General features: G+C 43.3%; 16 protein-coding genes. 7 read left to right on the top strand and 9 right to left on the bottom strand.

Annotation, left to right across the window (positions count from 1 at the left end; genetic code table 11):
- Positions 1-292 precede the first annotated feature (292 nt).
- Entirely contained in the window at positions 293-1,141 is an 849-nt protein-coding gene (locus tag DI53_RS14165) for a TraB/GumN family protein (protein WP_037500925.1), read from the top strand.
- Between the two features lie 777 nt (positions 1,142-1,918).
- On the opposite strand, the gene DI53_RS14160 is transcribed toward DI53_RS14165, so the two are convergent.
- The 5 genes from DI53_RS14160 to pdxH all read right to left on the bottom strand — a co-directional run bounded on the left by DI53_RS14160 (position 1,919) and on the right by pdxH (position 7,444).
- Positions 1,919-3,421: a M14 family zinc carboxypeptidase gene (locus DI53_RS14160; protein WP_037500922.1), complete on the bottom strand. Its 1,503-nt coding sequence runs from the start codon at positions 3,419-3,421 to the stop codon at positions 1,919-1,921.
- Positions 3,422-3,519: 98 nt separating this feature from the next.
- The gene (locus DI53_RS14155; protein WP_037500918.1) at positions 3,520-4,857 is read right to left on the bottom strand and encodes a dihydroorotase; all 1,338 of its coding nucleotides are present in this window, start codon (positions 4,855-4,857) and stop codon (positions 3,520-3,522) included.
- 242 nt (positions 4,858-5,099) lie between these two features.
- Positions 5,100-6,287 carry an NADH-quinone oxidoreductase subunit D gene (locus DI53_RS14145; protein ID WP_037500912.1) on the bottom strand — a complete coding sequence of 396 codons (1,188 nt, stop codon included), beginning with the start codon at positions 6,285-6,287 and terminating at the stop codon, positions 5,100-5,102.
- 8 nt (positions 6,288-6,295) lie between these two features.
- Positions 6,296-6,787: an NADH-quinone oxidoreductase subunit C gene (locus DI53_RS14140; RefSeq protein WP_037500910.1), complete on the bottom strand. Its 492-nt coding sequence runs from the start codon at positions 6,785-6,787 to the stop codon at positions 6,296-6,298.
- Between the two features lie 3 nt (positions 6,788-6,790).
- The gene (gene pdxH / locus DI53_RS14135) at positions 6,791-7,444 is read right to left on the bottom strand and encodes a pyridoxamine 5'-phosphate oxidase (protein ID WP_037500907.1); all 654 of its coding nucleotides are present in this window, start codon (positions 7,442-7,444) and stop codon (positions 6,791-6,793) included.
- A 269-nt stretch (positions 7,445-7,713) separates the two neighbouring features.
- Here pdxH and DI53_RS14130 point away from each other — a divergent pair, with 269 nt between their 5' ends.
- Both DI53_RS14130 and DI53_RS14125 read left to right on the top strand, forming a co-directional pair.
- A complete protein-coding gene (locus DI53_RS14130) occupies positions 7,714-8,280 on the top strand; it encodes a YqgE/AlgH family protein (protein WP_037500904.1) in 567 nt (188 codons plus the stop codon).
- 368 nt (positions 8,281-8,648) lie between these two features.
- Positions 8,649-9,842 (top strand): glycosyltransferase family 4 protein, encoded by a 1,194-nt coding sequence (locus tag DI53_RS14125; RefSeq protein WP_037500902.1) that lies wholly within the window; start codon positions 8,649-8,651, stop codon positions 9,840-9,842.
- A 73-nt stretch (positions 9,843-9,915) separates the two neighbouring features.
- Here the strand turns inward: DI53_RS14125 and DI53_RS14120 are convergent, their stop codons facing one another.
- The 3 genes from DI53_RS14120 to DI53_RS14110 all read right to left on the bottom strand — a co-directional run bounded on the left by DI53_RS14120 (position 9,916) and on the right by DI53_RS14110 (position 12,231).
- A complete protein-coding gene (locus tag DI53_RS14120) occupies positions 9,916-10,158 on the bottom strand; it encodes a hypothetical protein (protein WP_037500899.1) in 243 nt (80 codons plus the stop codon).
- Positions 10,159-10,275: 117 nt separating this feature from the next.
- Positions 10,276-10,983, bottom strand: a complete 708-nt coding sequence (locus tag DI53_RS14115) for a type 1 glutamine amidotransferase domain-containing protein (protein ID WP_037500896.1) — start codon at positions 10,981-10,983, stop codon at positions 10,276-10,278.
- Positions 10,984-11,121: 138 nt separating this feature from the next.
- The gene (locus DI53_RS14110) at positions 11,122-12,231 is read right to left on the bottom strand and encodes a hypothetical protein (protein WP_037500893.1); all 1,110 of its coding nucleotides are present in this window, start codon (positions 12,229-12,231) and stop codon (positions 11,122-11,124) included.
- A gap of 368 nt (positions 12,232-12,599) precedes the next feature.
- Here DI53_RS14110 and DI53_RS14105 point away from each other — a divergent pair, with 368 nt between their 5' ends.
- The 4 genes from DI53_RS14105 to DI53_RS14090 all read left to right on the top strand — a co-directional run bounded on the left by DI53_RS14105 (position 12,600) and on the right by DI53_RS14090 (position 16,972).
- Positions 12,600-13,346, top strand: a complete 747-nt coding sequence (locus DI53_RS14105; protein WP_052072414.1) for a methionine ABC transporter ATP-binding protein — start codon at positions 12,600-12,602, stop codon at positions 13,344-13,346.
- A 12-nt stretch (positions 13,347-13,358) separates the two neighbouring features.
- The gene (gene metI / locus DI53_RS14100; protein WP_037501120.1) at positions 13,359-14,015 is read left to right on the top strand and encodes a methionine ABC transporter permease MetI; all 657 of its coding nucleotides are present in this window, start codon (positions 13,359-13,361) and stop codon (positions 14,013-14,015) included.
- 42 nt (positions 14,016-14,057) lie between these two features.
- On the top strand, positions 14,058-14,867 hold the full coding sequence (gene metQ, locus DI53_RS14095) for a methionine ABC transporter substrate-binding lipoprotein MetQ (protein ID WP_037500890.1): 810 nt from the start codon (positions 14,058-14,060) through the stop codon (positions 14,865-14,867).
- A 368-nt stretch (positions 14,868-15,235) separates the two neighbouring features.
- The gene (locus DI53_RS14090) at positions 15,236-16,972 is read left to right on the top strand and encodes a thiamine pyrophosphate-dependent enzyme (protein ID WP_037500887.1); all 1,737 of its coding nucleotides are present in this window, start codon (positions 15,236-15,238) and stop codon (positions 16,970-16,972) included.
- A 64-nt stretch (positions 16,973-17,036) separates the two neighbouring features.
- Here DI53_RS14090 and mgrA read toward each other — a convergent pair whose 3' ends face one another.
- On the bottom strand, positions 17,037-18,065 hold the full coding sequence (mgrA, locus tag DI53_RS14085; protein ID WP_037500884.1) for an L-glyceraldehyde 3-phosphate reductase: 1,029 nt from the start codon (positions 18,063-18,065) through the stop codon (positions 17,037-17,039).
- Between the last annotated feature and the right edge of the window lie 89 nt (positions 18,066-18,154).

The raw sequence follows: 18,154 nt of genomic DNA, 5'->3' as shown, positions 1-18,154 counted from the left end.
CGTCCTATCACTTGGCCGAAAATCTTTTAAAAGAAGATACCAGCGAAGCCTTTATTTCGTTTTGCTGATGTCTGGCCGAACGTGAAAAGCAACCAAAAAATGGAGGGAAAAAGGCGTATGCGTGTTACTTTTCTATTGGCTTACTATGGCCGTAGCGGAGCTACAAAAAAAATGGGTGATCCAGACATCGATGCAGTTTAATTATTAGCAAGTTGAATAAAAATGCAAAAAAATGTAACAAAAATCCAAAGCTAGCGACTAACCAAGAAACAACTTAACACCTATTATCAAGATGAAAAAAATCGTATTTACTTTTGCCGTACTCTTCTTTTATGTGTTTGCGAACGCGCAAGAAAACTCTTTACTATGGAAAATTTCCGGGAATGGATTGAAGAAAGACTCCTATCTGTTTGGCACGTTGCACATGGCCTGCGGCGAAGACTTCCGCATTCCAGAAAAGGTTAAGACTGCCTTGGGCACTACTGATGCGCTTGCTGTGGAAGTGGATGTCACTGATCCGAAAAATGCGGCATTGCTGCAAAGCAAGATTGCACCAAAACCAACATTTTTCGACAACCTATCTGCCGAAAAAAAGAAAGCAATAGACAGCGCACTGATTGCTAATGAGATTCCTCCGGCAATTTTCGATCAAGTGTCGCCAACGGTAGCCATTTCCCTACTTGCCATAAAAGGTTTTGATTGTCCAAGCATGCAAGACATCAAAATGATGGAGCATGAATTAAAAAACCTTCCAGAGGCAAAAAATAAGCCTATTGCCGAATTGGAAAGTGCTACCTTTCAAATAGATTTGCTTGATAGCTTATTCTCTGCGGAAGATCTGTATAGCTACCTTACATCAGCGATGGATACAAAGACGGTTACTAAAAATTTGGTAAAGGCATATTTTAGTGAGAATTTGGATGAGATTGAAAAGATCACGATGAATACGGCCTTTTTATCAGGACCAAAGCAAGAGAAACTTTTAGATACCCGTAACCGAGCTTGGATTCTGAAAATGCCAAGCATGATGAACGAAAAATCATATGTATTCGCCGTAGGTGCAGCGCACCTGATCGGTAACCATGGCGTTATTCAATTGTTAAAGGGTAAGGGCTATACGGTTACAGCGGTTAGCAAGTAAATTCAAAAGTAAAAATTCAAAAGTAAAAAAGTGATAATTCAAAATTAAAAATTAAAAAATGAAAATTCAAAATTAAAAAGTTAAAAGTGATAATTAAAAAGTTAAAAGTGCTAAAATTTACGCTATTAAGGGTAGCTCTGCATTTGAAACGCTAAAGATTGCCGCGTCGTCGTAGCTCCTCCGCTCGATGACGCGCAGACTTTCGCACTACGCATTACCCACTACTCAATACTCAATACTAACAGATTGCCGCGTCGTCGTTCCTCTTCATCGCAAGAACGCGAACGTCTATCACATTTGACACCTCACTACGCATTACCTACCACGCATGTCTAGATAATCAGTACTACCTACTACCATCTATTCGCACTACGCATTACCCACTACTCAATACTAACAGATTGCCGCGTCGTCGTTCCTCTTCATCGCAGGGACGTCCACTTCTATCACATTTGACACCTCACTACGCATTACCTACCACGCATGTCTAGATACTCAGTACTACCTACTACCATCTATTCGCACTACGCACTACCCACTACTCAATACTAACAAATTGCCGCGCCATCGTTCCTCTGGCTCGCAATGACGCCCAGTCTTTCGCACTACGCATTACCCACTACTCAATACTAACAGATTGCCGCGCCATCGTTCCTCTTCATCGCAAGAACGCGAACTTCTATCACATTTGACACCTCACTACGCATTACCCAGCACGCATGTCTAGATACTCAGTACTACCTACTACCATCTATTCGCACTACGCACTACGCTATCTTAAATCACTCTATTCTTAAAGACCTTGCCCTTGCTTGGCTTTTGTGAAAGATCTATTAAGTAGCCGTTGATCACGGCATATTTAAGCTGACCACCACTCCCTAACAAAAAGTTACTTGTTCCCAAAAGGCTGATCTGCCCTGTAGGTGTAAACGAAGGCTGTGTAAATACAACAAGCGGCAAGTTGTGTAATCTATCCGCACCCCTGCTATTTACCTTAACAGCTACAAAGCCATCTTTCAGCAGGCTCCAAGCGCGATCTATAGAAATATCATCCACGCTCTCAAAAGCCTGGGGATAGGTCTTGCCTTGGACAAATGTTAGTCCTTGCTCTTCCAGTTCGTCGTATCCGTAAGCAATATCCAGATCGCCAATATCTTCCACATGGCCACGTACAAAATAGTCTCGACCAACGGTAATCTCGGTTCTACGCAGCGCAATATCTGTTTTTAACGATACGCTATCGCTACTGAGATCTACGCCTCGAAGCACGACATCATGCAACTGCGACGCATTAAACGGGATCTTATCGTAATCATCTGCATCATATTGCGCATAAGATCCTTGTGCTATCTCCATCAACGCATTGAGGATAATCGCAAAATTCAGTCGCCTGATTTCCTGCTTTTCGGGATCGCCTTTTTTTCCACCAGACTCGATCAACACGGTACTTGCACCCCAGCTCTGGAAATTATCACCAAAGCCACGCGGGCTGTATGTATCGTCATATTTGGCCACCGCATCCGGGACATATTGCTGCAACAAGTTATTCATCCCAACGATGAGCTGCATCGCGCCCTTTCGCACATCATTTACTTCCCGAGCTTCATTGTAAGCAGGAGCCAGCATGGATATCGTGACCGGATTTTTAGTATTCGGCACGTTATAATAAATGCTTTGATCATGTAGGTTAAAGCCATAACGCGGTTTCACCTCTTTCGCTATCTTCCGAAGCAAAGCGCCTTCTACCGTTTGCCCCACGCGGGCATCACGGTTTAGATCGATGTATTGCGCGTTACGGCGGGTGTAGCGTTCAGCCCCATCGGGGTTAAGCATCGGGATAAAATGGATATCTAAATTATCATTCAATAACTGCCGTACCGAATCATAACCATCTTCCTTGCCCTCCAAAAAATTGAAGATATCAAACAGCGCCATTGTTGCCGTCGGTTCGTCGCCGTGCATCTGCGACCACAACATCACCTTCTTCCCTCCTTTACCGTACCGCAATTTATAAATTGCTCTCTTTTCGAAAGATTTTCCAATTTCTTGAACCGAGAACACAGCGTGAGACTGATGCTTCTTCACCAAGGAGTCTATCTCATCATGTTTAAAACGACGGTGCTTGATCGCCTTTTCCTTATAGGTATCGTGTAATGAATTAAATTGCGTTGAATCCAGTTTCATAGCATTTGAATAGTCTGATTTGGCCTCTGGCGACACCGTTGTACAAGCCTGAAGCATAGCTACCATGCCCACGATAAAGAAGGTTCTTTTCATCATAATAAAATAACAGCGTTCATGAGCTAATTGTTTCAAAACCAGCACGCGTGCTTAGCAAAGTGAAATTGATAAAATCCTACAAACTCCAAACCATAATCTTAGCGGTTAAATAGCAAGCGGTGTCCAGAGCCTGCTTCGACGATCTTCCCATCCCGAAATGCTATATTCCCAGAAACCAATGTATGCGTAATGCTCGAAGTGAACGTATGCCCTTCAAATGGAGACCATCCGCATTTCGAGAGAATATTTTCTTTACGAACGGTGTATGGTTTATTAAGATCAACCAATACCAAATCAGCCCAATAACCTTCCCGTATGAAGCCGCGGTTTTCGACTTGAAAAAGCGTTGCGGTATTATGTGCAGATTTCTGTACCAACTGTTCTAAGCTAAGCTTGCCCTGCTTAACCAAATCCAGTAGTGCTTGCAAGGCATGTTGCACCAGGGGTCCACCAGATGGCGCTTGAGAATAGGGCTGATTTTTTTCTTCCAAGGTATGAGGAGCGTGATCCGTGGCAATAACGTCAATATGCCCATCCAAGACAGCGGCTAAAATGCCATCGCGATCAGCGGCTGTTTTTACTGCCGGATTCCATTTGATGAAGTTGCCTTTACTTCCATAATCTGCATCAGAAAACCAAAGGTGGTGTATACAAGCTTCGGCAGTGATTCTTTTATCTGCTAACGGAACCGTATTATCGAACAAATGGGTTTCCCGTTCCGTTGATATATGCAGGATATGCAGACGCGTATGATGTTTTTTCGCTAAAGCGACCGCTTTCGATGAAGAAAGGTAGCAAGCCTCTGCCGAGCGGATTAGCGGGTGCATGCTCGCCGTTAGACCATCATCACCATAACGCTGTTTGAAATCCGCTAAGTTTTGCCTTATCGTCGCTTCATCTTCACAATGTACAGCAATTAATGTAGGTGCTTCTTTAAAAATATTTTCCAAGGTTTCCTCATTATCCACCAACATATTGCCTGTAGAGGAACCCATAAAAATCTTGATGCCACATACATCGCGAGGATTTGTTTTTAATACTTCTGATAAATTATCGTTACCGGCGCCCATAAAAAAGGAATAATTGGCCAGTGATTTCTCGGCTGCGATATCGTATTTGTCCTGCAACAATTTTTGCGTGAGCGTATTGGGCACCGTATTGGGCATTTCCATAAAGGATGTTGTACCTCCAGCCACCGCTGCGCGGCTTTCGTGCCATATATCAGCCTTGTAGGTCAAGCCGGGCTCACGAAAATGAACTTGGTCATCGATCAAACCTGGAAGCAAATGTAGACCTTTCGCATCGATCACTTCATCTGCCGGATGATCGATGGTTTCAGCAATCATTTCAATACGACCGTGATTGGTAAATACATCGGCAAGCGTAATTTTCCCCTCGTTAACTATTTGTGCGGACTTTATAAGAATAGAAGACATGGTATGTATAAAGATGTTTGTACCGGTAAAAATAAAAAAAAAGTGCTGTACGAACCTGATCAAACGACACTCTTGGCGACGAATTTACGAATCGGCAGCGAGAAAAGTGAGGTTAACAAAAAGAAAAAGCCTGCAATCAGGCGATTGCAAGCTTTCCTATTAACCAATTATAAACTTAAATTATGAGATTGCAAAATTAACCTTTCCCCAGCAAATTTGCAAGGTGTGATAGCTATTTTTAGCTACCGGTCAACCTCTCCCAATACAATATCTATTGACCCTAATATAGCGATCAAATCAGCAATAAGCTGCCCTTTCCCTAATTCAGGTAACACAGATAAATTATTAAAGCTTGGACCTCTTGCTTTTACACGCCGGGGGATATCGCTTTTTTCTTGTGTGACAAAGTGAAAACCGAGTTCGCCTTTTGGGTTTTCTGCACGAATGTAATATTCTTGTGATTTCAAGTTTACTTTCTTTGGCACCATTGCGCGAGGATCGAACTCCGGCGTGCGCTTGAAATCTCCGTGTAGGCGGTGCAAGCACTGCTCAATAATACGTATCGATTCCTTTACTTCATCTACGCGCACTTTATAGCGATCCCAGCAATCTCCAAGCGTTCCCATTTCTCCGCGCCCGACTGGAATCTCGAATTCCAGCTCCGGGTAGACAGAATAGCCATCGATACGGCGGAGATCCCACTTTACACCCGACGCGCGCAACATAGGCCCGCTACAGCCGTAGTTAATGGCCACATCGGCAGGAAGAGCGCCTATATTTGCCGTTCGGGAAATAAAAATCTGGTTGCCGGACAGAAGCTCATCGAGTTCTACCAATTTCGGCTTAAAATATTCCACGAAGTCTGTACAGCGGTCTTCAAAACCAACGGGAAGATCATAGAATAAGCCACCGATCCAAATGTAATTATACAGCATACGCGAGCCTGATGCCCACTCGAGCATATTCATGATATGCTCACGGTCACGAAAACACCACATAAAGGGCGTAAAGGCACCAATATCGATACCGTACGTACCAATGGCGATAAGATGTGATGCAATTCTGTTAAGCTCACAAACCAGTACACGAATGTATTCTACACGTTTGGGGATTTGCTCATGAAGACCTAACATACGCTCAACACCCATTACAAAAGCATGGCTGTTGTTCATAGATGCCAAATAATCCAGTCGATCCGTAAAAGGTATGGATTTCCCGTAATTCATCGACTCCGCATGCTTGTCAAAGCAGCGATGCAAATACCCTAAATGGGGAATAATCTCTTTTACAATTTCACCATCTGTGATCAGTTCTAAACGCAGTACCCCATGTGTAGAGGGATGCTGAGGCCCCATATTGATGACCATTTCCTGGGAACTGATTGCCGCTATTTTTTCTTTATATTTTTCTAATCCTTGGGTGTAATCCATCAGTTCATCTACTTTGTCGTGATACCATGATAAGATTCTGCATCTACATAATCTTTGCGCAGCGGATAGCCATCCCAATCATCCGGTAACAAAATTCGTCGCAAATCCGGATGATTTCTAAAAAATATACCCATCAAATCGAAGGCCTCTCGCTCATGCCAATCCGCTGTGCGCCAAACAGCGGAAACAGAATCCACTTCCGGCAATTGTTTTAAGTCGCGATTGTTCTGCAGTTCTATTTTCAAGGTAACCTGAGTTTGGTAGGGCAAGGATGCTAGATGGTATACCACGGAAAAACGATCTTCCGGAAAATAGTCTACTGCCGAAATATTCGATAGAAAGTCAAAATAACAGCCTTCCGTGTCGCGAAGAAAAAACCCTATCTGTTCGATGTAAGCAGCATGCACAACCAATATCGGTTGTAACGGTTGCTCATCTAGACGTATCACGGCTTCCTCGCCAAATTTATCAACCAGTAAATCTCGTATCTGTTCAATCATATGTTAAGGTGCTAGGCGTTGACGAAGCCAATTCCCGTCTTGAAAAACGTATTCTATACGATCGTGAAGTCGGCTACTTCTTCCCTGCCAAAATTCTACCCGCATAGGGCTTACTTGGTAGCCACCCCAAAAAGCCGGACGAGGAAAATCTTCCTGGTTTTGATAGGTCGCGCTTACTTCGCTAACGCGCTGCTCCAACACTGCCCTATCGTCAATAACTTTACTTTGCGGCGAAGCGATGGCGCCTATTCGGCTGCCCCGAGGTCTGGAAGCGAAATATTCATCCGAATCTTCGGATGGAAGTTTCTCCACCCATCCTTCAATACGTACTTGCCTCTGTAGCTCAGGCCAGAAAAATAATAAACTCACTTGCTTCCTTACTAGCATCGACTGCCCCTTTTTGCTCTGGTAGTTCGTAAAAAAACTAAATCCTGAAGACCTTATATCCTTCAATAAAACTACTCTTGATGAGGGGTAACCATCGTCACTGATCGTCGAGAGCACCATTGCATTGGGCTCTGTCACCTCAGCATGCAACGCTTCGTCAAACCAACGCTGAAATTGCGCGATAGGATGGTCAAGCACATCATGTTCATCGAGCGTATATTTGCTATAGTCTTCCCGAATTGCAGCAATATTTTTGTGCGTAATGCCCATGGTCTAAGTCTTATTGATACAAAGCAAACTTAATCAAAAGCCATGGCTTTGCACAGAACGGCTGGAAAAAATTGCGTTTTTATGTAAATTAAGGTATATTGATAGCATATTACATTAAGCAGCGAAGACGTGCAGAAAACAAGTTTTCGAACGTTATAGACTAAAAGACGGGAAATTCCGCTGGATAGCCTTGAAACGATCTTCCTGTACAATGTCTATACAGGTTATAAATTTTATAGTTAATCGGCTATTAATTAATTATTTGCAACATGTTCAATACTGATATTCCAAAAAAAGGCAGCCTTTTACTATCAGAGCCCTTTATGCTTGATACAAATTTCGAACGCTCTGTCATATTGCTTTGCGACCACGATGACCAAAACGGAACGATGGGCCTTGTCTTAAACAATAAATCTTCTTTGCTTCTTTCTGATGTTATACAGGAAGTGAATAACCCCAACTTCCCGCTTTATATTGGCGGGCCGGTAAACATGGAAGCGTTATTTTTCATACATAACATTCCTGAACAAATTGAAGGTGCGCTACCTCTTTTTGAAGACATGTATTTCGGAGGAGATTTTGAACAGGCCTTGTTTCTGATAAATGATAAACTAATTGACAATACCAATATCAAGTTTTTCATCGGCTACGCCGGCTGGAATGTAGGACAACTCCAAGCGGAGATCCAGCAAAATAGCTGGGCGGTGCACAACAAATTCCCAACGGCTCTCCTACTTTTACAGGATGGTGAAGATCTTTGGAAACAAGCCTTAATAAATCTAGGGCCTAAGTACGCCCACGTGGCAAACTTTCCGAAAACGCCTGATTTGAATTGAGAGGAGGAAATACTCGTTTACTTTCTGTAAACCAGCAGTTTGTTACCATTACACCCTGCTTTCACCTCATAAAACTACTGAACCCTACTGTGGCACTCTAATTAAAAACTCATGACGCTCTACTTAAATGTTTAATGCCTGCTTTTTCGCGAATTACTTAGTATTAATTCGCTATTTCCGCTGTCCTCGAAAGTAGCACTAGCGTTTTATACTTATTTCATTCAAAATATCTTGTTTTTCTACGGATTTTTAATCCGATTTCTCACATTTAGCACATAGGGCTGAAACATTCTTCGTATTGTTAGGTTTGATTATAACAAGTCGCTTACTAAGCGTTTTTAAATGAACTAATAAAATACGAAGGAAAGATGAGAGTAGCTATAATTGGAACATATCCTCCCAGACAGTGCGGTATCGCAACATTCACGCAAGATCTTTACAAAGCGTTACCTAGGGAAATGAATGAGGACCATGCTATTGTTGCGATAAGTGACGGGAGCGAGCTGTCCTTTCCAGAGGAAGTCAGACTTTGCATAGCCAGAAACGAGCGCAGCGAATACATTGCGGCTGCAAAATATATCAACGCACATTTCGATGTTTGTGTGATACAACACGAATATGGCATATTCGGCGGTGATGCAGGTGACTTCATATTATCGTTAACAGATCATTTAAAAGTACCGGTGGTGAGCAATCTCCATACCGTTCTAGAAAAACCGAACCCTGTGGAGCATCGTGTGCTTAAAGCTTTGTGTGAGCGGAGCAATGCGGTAACGGTGATGACGGAAAAGGCTATTGAACTGCTTCAAAACGTTTTTACTGTACCGAGTGAAAAGGTACACTGCGTTTCGCACGGCGTTCCGACATTTGACTACAATCAATTGAAAGCAAAAACCGAGCTTGGTCTTGCTGGAAAGAGCGTGATGCTTAGCTTTGGCTTTTTGGGCCGTGGTAAAGGTATAGAAACTGCCATTGACGCTGTTTCCCAAGTAAATGATCCAAATTTTCTTTATTTGGTTCTTGGATCAACGCACCCGAATGTTTTGCGTGAAGAGGGCGATAGCTATAGGGAATTTCTGCAAGGTAAGATCGACGAAAAGGGTTTGGGCGAGAAAATTAAATTGATTAATACATTTGCGTCTGAAGATCTGTTGATTGAATATCTAACAGCCTGCGATATCTATGTAACACCTTATCCAAACGAAAACCAAATCAGCAGCGGTACACTCACATTTGCAGTTGGCGCTGGTGCGGCGGTGATCTCTACGCCATACTGGTATGCAAAAGACTTGCTGGCAAATGACCGTGGACTACTATTTGATTTCAAAAACGAAACAGCCCTAGCCAATCAAATAAACATGTTGTTGGATGATCCATTGGTATTGGCAAAATATAGACGTAATGCTGCCGCGTATGGCCGCTTAATTTCTTGGAAGAATGTGGGTAGACAATATTATGAGTTGCTCAAAACGTTGGGTGTGAAAACAATCGAAATACCTAATGGGAACAGACAAAAAGTAAAAACATTATTCACCGCTGATAGCTCACGGCTGTCTTCTTAGACACACAGACACAAATCATATATACACATATAAATAAAAAGCCCTTCAAGTTTTGCTTCGAAGGGCTTTTTCTTTATCGCTCTAAAAAAACCATACCGGTTAGTTCGACATCCTCGGCATGCTGAAGTGCATTTTCGATGACCAAAAAATTATTGAATTCGGTCTTTACATAGGAATAAGATGCAAAATTAATATCTATTCGATCGGGCACCCAAGACGGATCATTACTATCCACATCCGATCTGGAACGCAAGGCATTAAAGCCTTTTACTTTTAACTCCTTAAGTATTTTATAATTTAGTTTTACAAATTCCATTGTCGTAGGTATCTATTGTTGGAGAAAAAAAACATAAGGTATTGTCGGGTATAAAACGCAGCTGTGCTAATTTTGTTTACGACTGCAAAGCATCATATGCGAGATTTTGTAGGAAATCTACAAAGAGCTCACGTAGTGCTTTTGAACAAGTTCAATAACTTTTTTTGCTGTCGGGAGTGCCGACAATGGATTTTGGCCGGTGACCAAATTTTCATCTACCAAAACATGCGACATAAAAGGAACTTTTGATAAGCTTAGATCAGCCTCATGTTCGCGGAGTCTGGTTTCTAGAAGATATGGAACCTGTGCAGCACGCAAAACCATATTTTCCTCCAGATTACTAAAAGCAGTAATCTTTTTTCCCCGCAGGTAGCCAAATATATTGGCCTCAATAGCAAAAAGCGCTGCTGGCCCGTGGCATACGGCACCAATTATTTTTGATTCGTTGACGCAGTGTGTAAGTATTCTTCCTACGGCAATGTTTTCAGCTAAATCCCATAAAGGTCCATGCCCACCTGGAACAAATACAGTATCAAATTCGGCAGGATTGATGGTATCGACCTTCTCGGTAGAAGCAAAAGCAAGCTGCGCCTCTTCGTCTTTCTGAAAGCGCTTGTTCGATGCCGCCACATTTTCGGTAAGCTTACTTAGCGGATCTATTGGCGGTGTTCCACCTTTAGGGCTGGCCAATGTTATCTCATATCCCGCATCTTTAAATGCATAGTACGGATCGGTAAACTCGCCTAACCAAACGCCAGTTTTGGAGTCGGTATCAATCATGTCTTGATGCGAAGTCAATATAATAAGTACTTTTCGATGTGCCATAATGTATGATCTATATTGTATTAACCATCGAATCTCCCCTATCGTTCTTAAAAAAACATCTTTTTGCTATGCTATTAAAAAAACCACCTTAGCAATTGCCTGTAGGTGGTTTTCTATTCGTATCAATTCTTAAGCATGCTATAGACGTTCAAAATGGCCTTCAAAAGCGCGTTCCTCCGCCCCGATATAAGAGTAGTAACGCGGTAAGAACCAACCTAGAGCTTGCATAATAGCGCGGTAGTGTTGCTGGCTCTCGAATTGCCAAGGCACAAGGTTGAATACAAGGTCTTGCCCTTTATCGTTCTTCGACCGATCGATAAGGCAAACTTTTGGATCTTGCACGCCTTGCGCTTGCAAAAAGCTTTTGATAACATGACGTGCTAGCTTTGGCAACACGTGTTCAGAAGGTGATCCAACGAGCATCTCTTCATCAGACTGTATCGTTTCATCGCCCTCCTTCGCTTTGCCAAATGGATGATCTGGCGGAATAGCAAAGGTACGGTGTACCGAATAGTGCAAAAGGTCGCCATAGGAAAGCACCCATTCCACTTCTCCTCCGCGCGGCTCCAACGCTACGCCAAGCCCATTTTCCAGCAGAAAATCGTTCAACATATGCTCCAGCACGTAGCATTGAAACGGTTTATTGGCTTCTGGGATAAAGATCTGGAAATATGGAAAATTATCTGGCCCCTGAATAACTTGCGGTTCACCGCAAGCGAAGCTCGCCGTAGCGACGTGCGACAAAAAATTACCCACCCAGTCATCGTTGCGTTCCTCCCGCGGAACTCTTAGCAGCTGATCGATTATTGCCGTATGCTCGAGGTTTCCCATATAAGCATCTCCCGGATTTTCAGATGATGTGGGTGGCTTTTCAGAAAATGGTAAATCATTGTGCTTATCCTGAATTTGTTCGCCGAAGATATCCTCATCGCTTTTACTACTTTCAACCGTATCGATACCATCATCTTCTGCCAGTTCTTCCGGTGGCTCGACTACCGACACGTTCTCTTCGACAAAAACTGCATCAGGTTGTCCAGGAGTAGCCTCCGCTATAGGAGCAATTTCTTCTGCACGTTCCTCCTCATGATATTCATCTATATTTTCTTGCGGTAGCTCTGTCGAGCCACTTAAAGCTTGCTCGTTACTGTGCTCATCAAACTTATCTGTTTTCCAGTCTGCATTTACATTGGCTTCTGCCGATGAAGCATCAACGCCCTTCTTCTTCTTTAAAAAATCAAATATTCCCATACAAATTAAATCGAGCCTCAATATATCTAAATCATCGAAGAAACGCAAAATTTAAATACAGCATACAAACTTATGTGAACGTACATCCGTTAAAAAGCTTAGCCCGAAATCACGCTCCAATTAAAGTTGCGGCTAGCGAAACACTACCCAATAAATAGACTAAATTTGCAACGCAAAAATTGTATATTTGCAAATGTTTTGTCGATCAATTTTAATCTTTGGGCATAACGAAATATCTGTCATAGACAAACAGAAACATCAGGAAATGCTATTTGTCCTTCAACAGGCAAATAGCGATGAAAAACAAGCCGAGCGTAGCTGGCTCATGGAATAAGTACTTAACAAATAAATATTGTATTTGACAATATATGATCAGACTGGAAGAGATCAACAAAGTTTTTTATAAAAAGAATAAAGAGATACAGGCCCTTAAAAATGTGTCTTTAGAAATCGACAGCGGAGAGATTTTCGGAATTATCGGTTATTCAGGATCTGGAAAAAGCACGTTGGTCAGAACAATCAACCTTTTAGAACGCCCGACATCGGGTAGAATTTTTCTTTCAAACGACGAAATCACCCATTATTCCGATAAACAGCTGATCCCGTTTCGTCGTAAAATCGGGATGATTTTTCAACACTTTAACCTCTTATCTTCACAATCCGTATTCGATAACATTGCATTCCCGCTAACGCTGACGGGGATGCCAAAGGAACAAATAAGGCAACGTGTAAACGAGCTTCTATCGTTGATCGATCTATTGGAGAAAGCTGAGGATTACCCGGCGTCATTGTCTGGCGGACAAAAGCAGCGCGTTGCTATTGCTCGCGCCTTGGCCTCCGATCCGGAAATACTACTCTGCGACGAAGCGACCAGTGCCTTAGATCCGCAAACGACACGCTCTATCCTATCCCTCTTAAAGCGCATCAACCGCGAACTAGGCATCACCATTGTGCTCATCACCCATCAAATGGAAGTCGTGCGCGCTATTTGCCAACGGGTCGCCGTAATATCGCAGGGTGAAATCATTGAAACAAATGAGACCGAAGCGCTATTCCAACAGGCACAATCGCCCATTACCAACGAACTCCTCAACCCTTCCCTATTTATCGATTAACAAATCATATCTATGTCTGAAGCTACATTTTGGTTATTAATGAAAGGAACCTGGGAGACCATAGCCATGACTTTCTCTTCCGGCTTTTTCAGCTTTGTAATAGGCCTCCCACTGGGGATCATGCTTTTCTTAACACGGGAAAGGCAGCTACTCGCCAATCGTTCAGTGAACAGAACAGTAGCTTTCTTCGTCAACATCTTTCGCTCCATACCTTTCATCATATTAATCGTATGGATGATCCCTTTCACACGGGCACTTGTTGGTACGTCTATCGGTATGAAAGCAGCAATTGTTCCCCTGAGTATAGGCGCGGCACCATTTGTCGCCCGGTTGGTGGAGAATTGCTTATTGGAGATTCCTTACGGCATAATAGAAGCCGCGAGATCAATGGGCGCTACGACCATGCAAATCGTTCGCAAAGTATTGATTCCTGAAGCACTACCTGCATTAATTAACAGTGCATCGCTAACACTGATCACGTTAGTAGGGTATTCGGCGATGGGCGGCGCTGTAGGTGCTGGCGGGCTTGGGCATATCGGCTACCAGTATGGTTATGTGGGCTATGATGCATTTATTATGAATATGGTGCTTCTGCTACTTATTGGCCTCGTTTTTGGCATACAATTTTTGGGCGACCGCCTTTCTAAACGTGTCGACCATCGTAAATAGTAAAATAATATATTAGATTACATACAATACAAGCATCTTGAAATGAACTTAAATCTTAAAATAGCTTCGGCAGCCCTTTTTGTCCTATTTGCTTTTTCATCTTGTGGATCCAACACGGAATCGTCAAATATTCTGAAGGTTGGTGTGCAGGCAGGACCAGAATACAGTCTGGCAGAAACTGCTCAAAAGGTGGCAAAAGAGAAATACGACCTTGATGTGGAATTGGTATCCTTTAACGACTATGTTATGCCGAACGAGGCATTGCATCAAAAAGATATCGACATCAATGTATTTCAAACCAAGCCTTATTTGGATGTACAGACCGAAAGCCGAGGCTATAATTTCGCAATAGTAGGAAACACTTTTGTATACCCTATGGCGGGGTATTCTAAAAAAATAAAGAACATCAGTGAACTGAAAAACGAAGATACCATCGTCATCCCTAATGACCCTACAAACCTTGGCCGAGCGTTGCTGCTTCTGCAAGAAGTGGGCTTAATTAAGTTAAAAGCTGATGTAGGTATCTTACCGAAACTACAGGATATCACCGAAAATCGCTTAAAATTAACGATCCTGGAGCTTGAAGCTCCACAGCTTCCTCGCACATTGGATGATGATAAGGTTACAGTCGCCGTAATCAACAACAATTTTGCAGCAAGTAACAATTTGACAGCGAAGCGTGATGGCATTTTTGTGGAGAATGAGAAGTCACCCTATGTTAATATTATTGTTAGCCGGGATGACAACATGGAAGACGAGAAAGTAAAAAGTTTTGCAAAAGCCTATCAATCTGCTGAGGTGGAAGCAAAAGCGGAGGAAGTTTTCAAAGGCGGTGCAGTCAAAGGCTGGTAAAAAGCCCTTTACTTTATTGAAAAAAGGTAAGCTCATACACACTAAGCTTACCTTTTTGTTTAAACAGAACTTGAGCAGTTGGAATTTGTTGATTTAGCTTTGTAAATAGCCTCTATTCTGATTATACAACGTTTTTACAAATTCCAAACGCAAGGTTACTTTGCGATTAATCTCTAGATATCATACATGCCGGTATTTCCAATAAAAAGCGAGTCCACTTCTTGATAGCCAAAATAAAATCAGCCACAATCAAAATGCCCAGTGCGGGTTTAAACGGAATTCGCAGGAATGAAAAAATTCTACGGAACAAAAACCACCGTCCTGCTGTTTCCATTATGTAAAGATTGTAATGTTAAAATATAAATGATATGGCTAAGATAGTTGCAGAGCAATTGGTGGAAATGTTGGTAGACGCTGGTATAAAACGTGTTTATGCTGTCACCGGAGATAGTTTAAATTTTTTCAATGAGGCCATACGTAAAGATGGTCGGATAAAATGGATCCACGTGCGCCATGAGGAGGTTGGGGCTTATGCTGCCGCGGCTGAAGCGGAATTGGATGGCATTGCCTGCTGTGCAGGAAGCTGTGGGCCGGGACACATACACCTCATTAACGGCGTATACGAAGCGCACCGTTCCCACCTCCCATTGCTGGTCATTGCTTCGACCATCCCCACCAACCAAATGGGAACAGACTATTTCCAAGAGACAAATACGTATAAATTATTCGATGACTGTAGTGGCTATAATCAATTGGTGACAACGGCCGAACAGGCGCCACGCATTTTCCAAACGGCTATCCAACACGCCATATCGCAAAAAGCAGTAAGTGTTATCGGCCTTCCAGGCGATGTATCCGAGCTTAAGGCAGTAGAACCGCACACGGCACAACAGGTTTATCATTGCCAGCCCGTCATCCGTCCATCCGACTACGAGTTGCAGTGCATCGCTCAGCTACTTAACGAAGCCAAAAAAGTAACTATTTATGGCGGCATTGGATGCGCAGGTGCAAAGGAACAAGTGGCTAATTTGGCTGAAAAATTAAATGCGCCAGTAGGCTATAGCTTCCGCGGAAAGATGCACGTGCAGTTGGACGCTCCTTATGACGTCGGTATGACAGGCCTGTTGGGTATTCCGTCTTGCTACCAAGCGATGAAGGAAGCAGATGTGCTGCTTCTTCTAGGTACGGATATGCCCTACGACGCATTTATGCCAAAAGATAATAAGATTATTCAGATCGACCTGGCACAAAATCGGCTCGGGCGACGCGCTGATTTAACAATCGGTGCTGTTGGCGACGTGAAAGAGACAATTAAATCTTTACTCCCTTTCCTCGAAGAAAAACAGGATCGGTCGTTTCTAGACTCTTTCGGAACATTTCACCAAAAGGTACAGGAAAGGTTGCATCAATACGTAGAAAGCAGCGGCGAGAAAGATGCTATTCAACCTGAGTTTTTGGCAGACAAGATCAACACCTTAGCCAACGACGACAGCATATTTACAGTAGACACTGGCATGTCCTGCGTTTGGGGAGCTCGATATATTCACCAAACGGGAAATCGCGTTTTGTTGGGTTCCTTCAACCATGGTAGTATGGCCAATGCTATGCCGATGGCGATTGGAGCAGCATTGGCACACCCTGAGCGGCAGGTGATTGCTTTCTGTGGTGATGGCGGACTATCTATGCTGCTGGCCGATCTATCAACGATCAAGCAATACAATTTACCTATTAAACTTATTGTATTCAATAACCGTGCGCTAGGGATGGTCAAATTGGAAATGGAAGTTGCCGGTTTAGTAGACAATGAAACAACGATGGAAAATCCAGATTTCGCGCGTGTAGCGGAAGCAATGGGTATTCATGCCCTTAATGTGCACGAGCCGTCAGCAGTGGAGGATGGTTTACGCCAGGCATTTTCCTTTGATGGTCCGTTTTTATTAAATGTGTTCACCAATCCCAATGCGCTGGCTATGCCTGCGCATATCACGAAAGAGCAGGTATTGGGCATGACGGAAAGCATGACGAAAATGATACTCGGCGGCAGAATGGACGAAGTGTTTGACACGATAAAATCCAACTACAAGCACCTCAAGGAAATTTTCTAAGCTTAATTAGCCTATGCGTCTTTCCCTCCTGCTAACTTTTTCGGAGGGAAAGACGGCATGGATACTAAAGTTCTGCAGACTTCGCCCAGATATTGATATCGCTGTCCAATGCGTAACGATCGATAGCGGCGAGCTCTCCTTGTGAAAAATCCAATCGTTCCAAGGCGCCCACACAGTCGACAACTTGTTGCGGCTTACTTGCACCGATCAGGGCTGAAGTAACGCGCTTATCACGCAATACCCAGGCTATAGCCATTTGTGCCAACGTCTGACCGCGCTCCTCCGCAATCTGGTTCAGGGCTTTCACCCGACCTAAATTTTCTTCAGAAAGAAAGCTGGTTGATAAGGATTTACTTTGGCTAGCACGGCTACCTTGCGGAATGTCCTGCAAATATTTATTGGTTAGCATGCCCTGTGCTAGCGGTGAAAAGACAATCGAACCTACACCGATGTCTTCCAGGGTATCCAACAGACCGTCTGTTTCCACCCAACGGTTGAGCATAGAGTAGCTAGGCTGATGGATGACGAACGGTGTTCCCAACTCCTGCAGGATGGCATAAGCTTCTCGTGTACGCGCCGCATTATACGACGATACCCCCACGTAAAGCGCCTTACCAGATCGCACCAACTGGTCTAAAGCCTGCATGGTTTCTTGGAGAGGGGTCTCCGGATCGAACCGGTGGGAATAGAAAATATCTACGTAATCCACCCCCAAACGCCTTAAACTCTGATCACAGCTAGCGATCATATTTTTGCGGCTGCCCCACTCGCCATAAGGACCGTCCCACATCAGGTATCCTGATTTTGATGAAAGAATAAGTTCATCACGCAGCCCGGCAAATTCTTCTTTTAATATGCGGCCAAAAGCTTTTTCGGCGCTACCCGGCGGCGGCCCATAATTATTGGCCAAATCGAAATGTGTAATACCAAGATCAAATGCGCTGGTGCAGATATCGACCTTCGTTTGATGGGGAACGTCATCGCCGAAATTATGCCAAAGCCCCAACGAGATGGCTGGCAACAACAGGCCACTTTTACCACAGCGGTTATACCGCATCTTTTTATAACGATCTGGATGAGCTGTATACTTCATGGAAATATAAATTTACATGCAAAATAGACAAATTTAGGCTGATTGTCAACAGAGACAATGGCACAGAGATATGCTAGTTGAACAGCTAA

This window comes from Sphingobacterium deserti, assembly GCF_000757725.1.
GTDB classification, from domain to species: Bacteria; Bacteroidota; Bacteroidia; order Sphingobacteriales; family Sphingobacteriaceae; genus Sphingobacterium; species Sphingobacterium deserti.
The sequence above is the reverse complement of the archived record's forward strand: the minus strand, read 5'-3'. Positions and strand labels throughout refer to the sequence as shown.

Excerpts from the sequence above, each read along its gene's own strand:
- DI53_RS14165 (WP_037500925.1), top strand. The coding sequence starts at position 293 with ATGAAAAAAATCGTATTTACTTTTGCCGTACTCTTCTTTTATGTGTTT.
- DI53_RS14160 (WP_037500922.1), bottom strand. The coding sequence starts at position 3,421 with ATGATGAAAAGAACCTTCTTTATCGTGGGCATGGTAGCTATGCTTCAG.
- DI53_RS14155 (WP_037500918.1), bottom strand. The coding sequence starts at position 4,857 with ATGTCTTCTATTCTTATAAAGTCCGCACAAATAGTTAACGAGGGGAAA.
- DI53_RS14145 (WP_037500912.1), bottom strand. The coding sequence starts at position 6,287 with ATGGATTACACCCAAGGATTAGAAAAATATAAAGAAAAAATAGCGGCA.
- DI53_RS14140 (WP_037500910.1), bottom strand. The coding sequence starts at position 6,787 with ATGATTGAACAGATACGAGATTTACTGGTTGATAAATTTGGCGAGGAA.
- pdxH (WP_037500907.1), bottom strand. The coding sequence starts at position 7,444 with ATGGGCATTACGCACAAAAATATTGCTGCAATTCGGGAAGACTATAGC.
- DI53_RS14130 (WP_037500904.1), top strand. The coding sequence starts at position 7,714 with ATGTTCAATACTGATATTCCAAAAAAAGGCAGCCTTTTACTATCAGAG.
- DI53_RS14125 (WP_037500902.1), top strand. The coding sequence starts at position 8,649 with ATGAGAGTAGCTATAATTGGAACATATCCTCCCAGACAGTGCGGTATC.
- DI53_RS14120 (WP_037500899.1), bottom strand. The coding sequence starts at position 10,158 with ATGGAATTTGTAAAACTAAATTATAAAATACTTAAGGAGTTAAAAGTA.
- DI53_RS14115 (WP_037500896.1), bottom strand. The coding sequence starts at position 10,983 with ATGGCACATCGAAAAGTACTTATTATATTGACTTCGCATCAAGACATG.
- DI53_RS14110 (WP_037500893.1), bottom strand. The coding sequence starts at position 12,231 with ATGGGAATATTTGATTTTTTAAAGAAGAAGAAGGGCGTTGATGCTTCA.
- DI53_RS14105 (WP_052072414.1), top strand. The coding sequence starts at position 12,600 with ATGATCAGACTGGAAGAGATCAACAAAGTTTTTTATAAAAAGAATAAA.
- metI (WP_037501120.1), top strand. The coding sequence starts at position 13,359 with ATGTCTGAAGCTACATTTTGGTTATTAATGAAAGGAACCTGGGAGACC.
- metQ (WP_037500890.1), top strand. The coding sequence starts at position 14,058 with ATGAACTTAAATCTTAAAATAGCTTCGGCAGCCCTTTTTGTCCTATTT.
- DI53_RS14090 (WP_037500887.1), top strand. The coding sequence starts at position 15,236 with ATGGCTAAGATAGTTGCAGAGCAATTGGTGGAAATGTTGGTAGACGCT.
- mgrA (WP_037500884.1), bottom strand. The coding sequence starts at position 18,065 with ATGAAGTATACAGCTCATCCAGATCGTTATAAAAAGATGCGGTATAAC.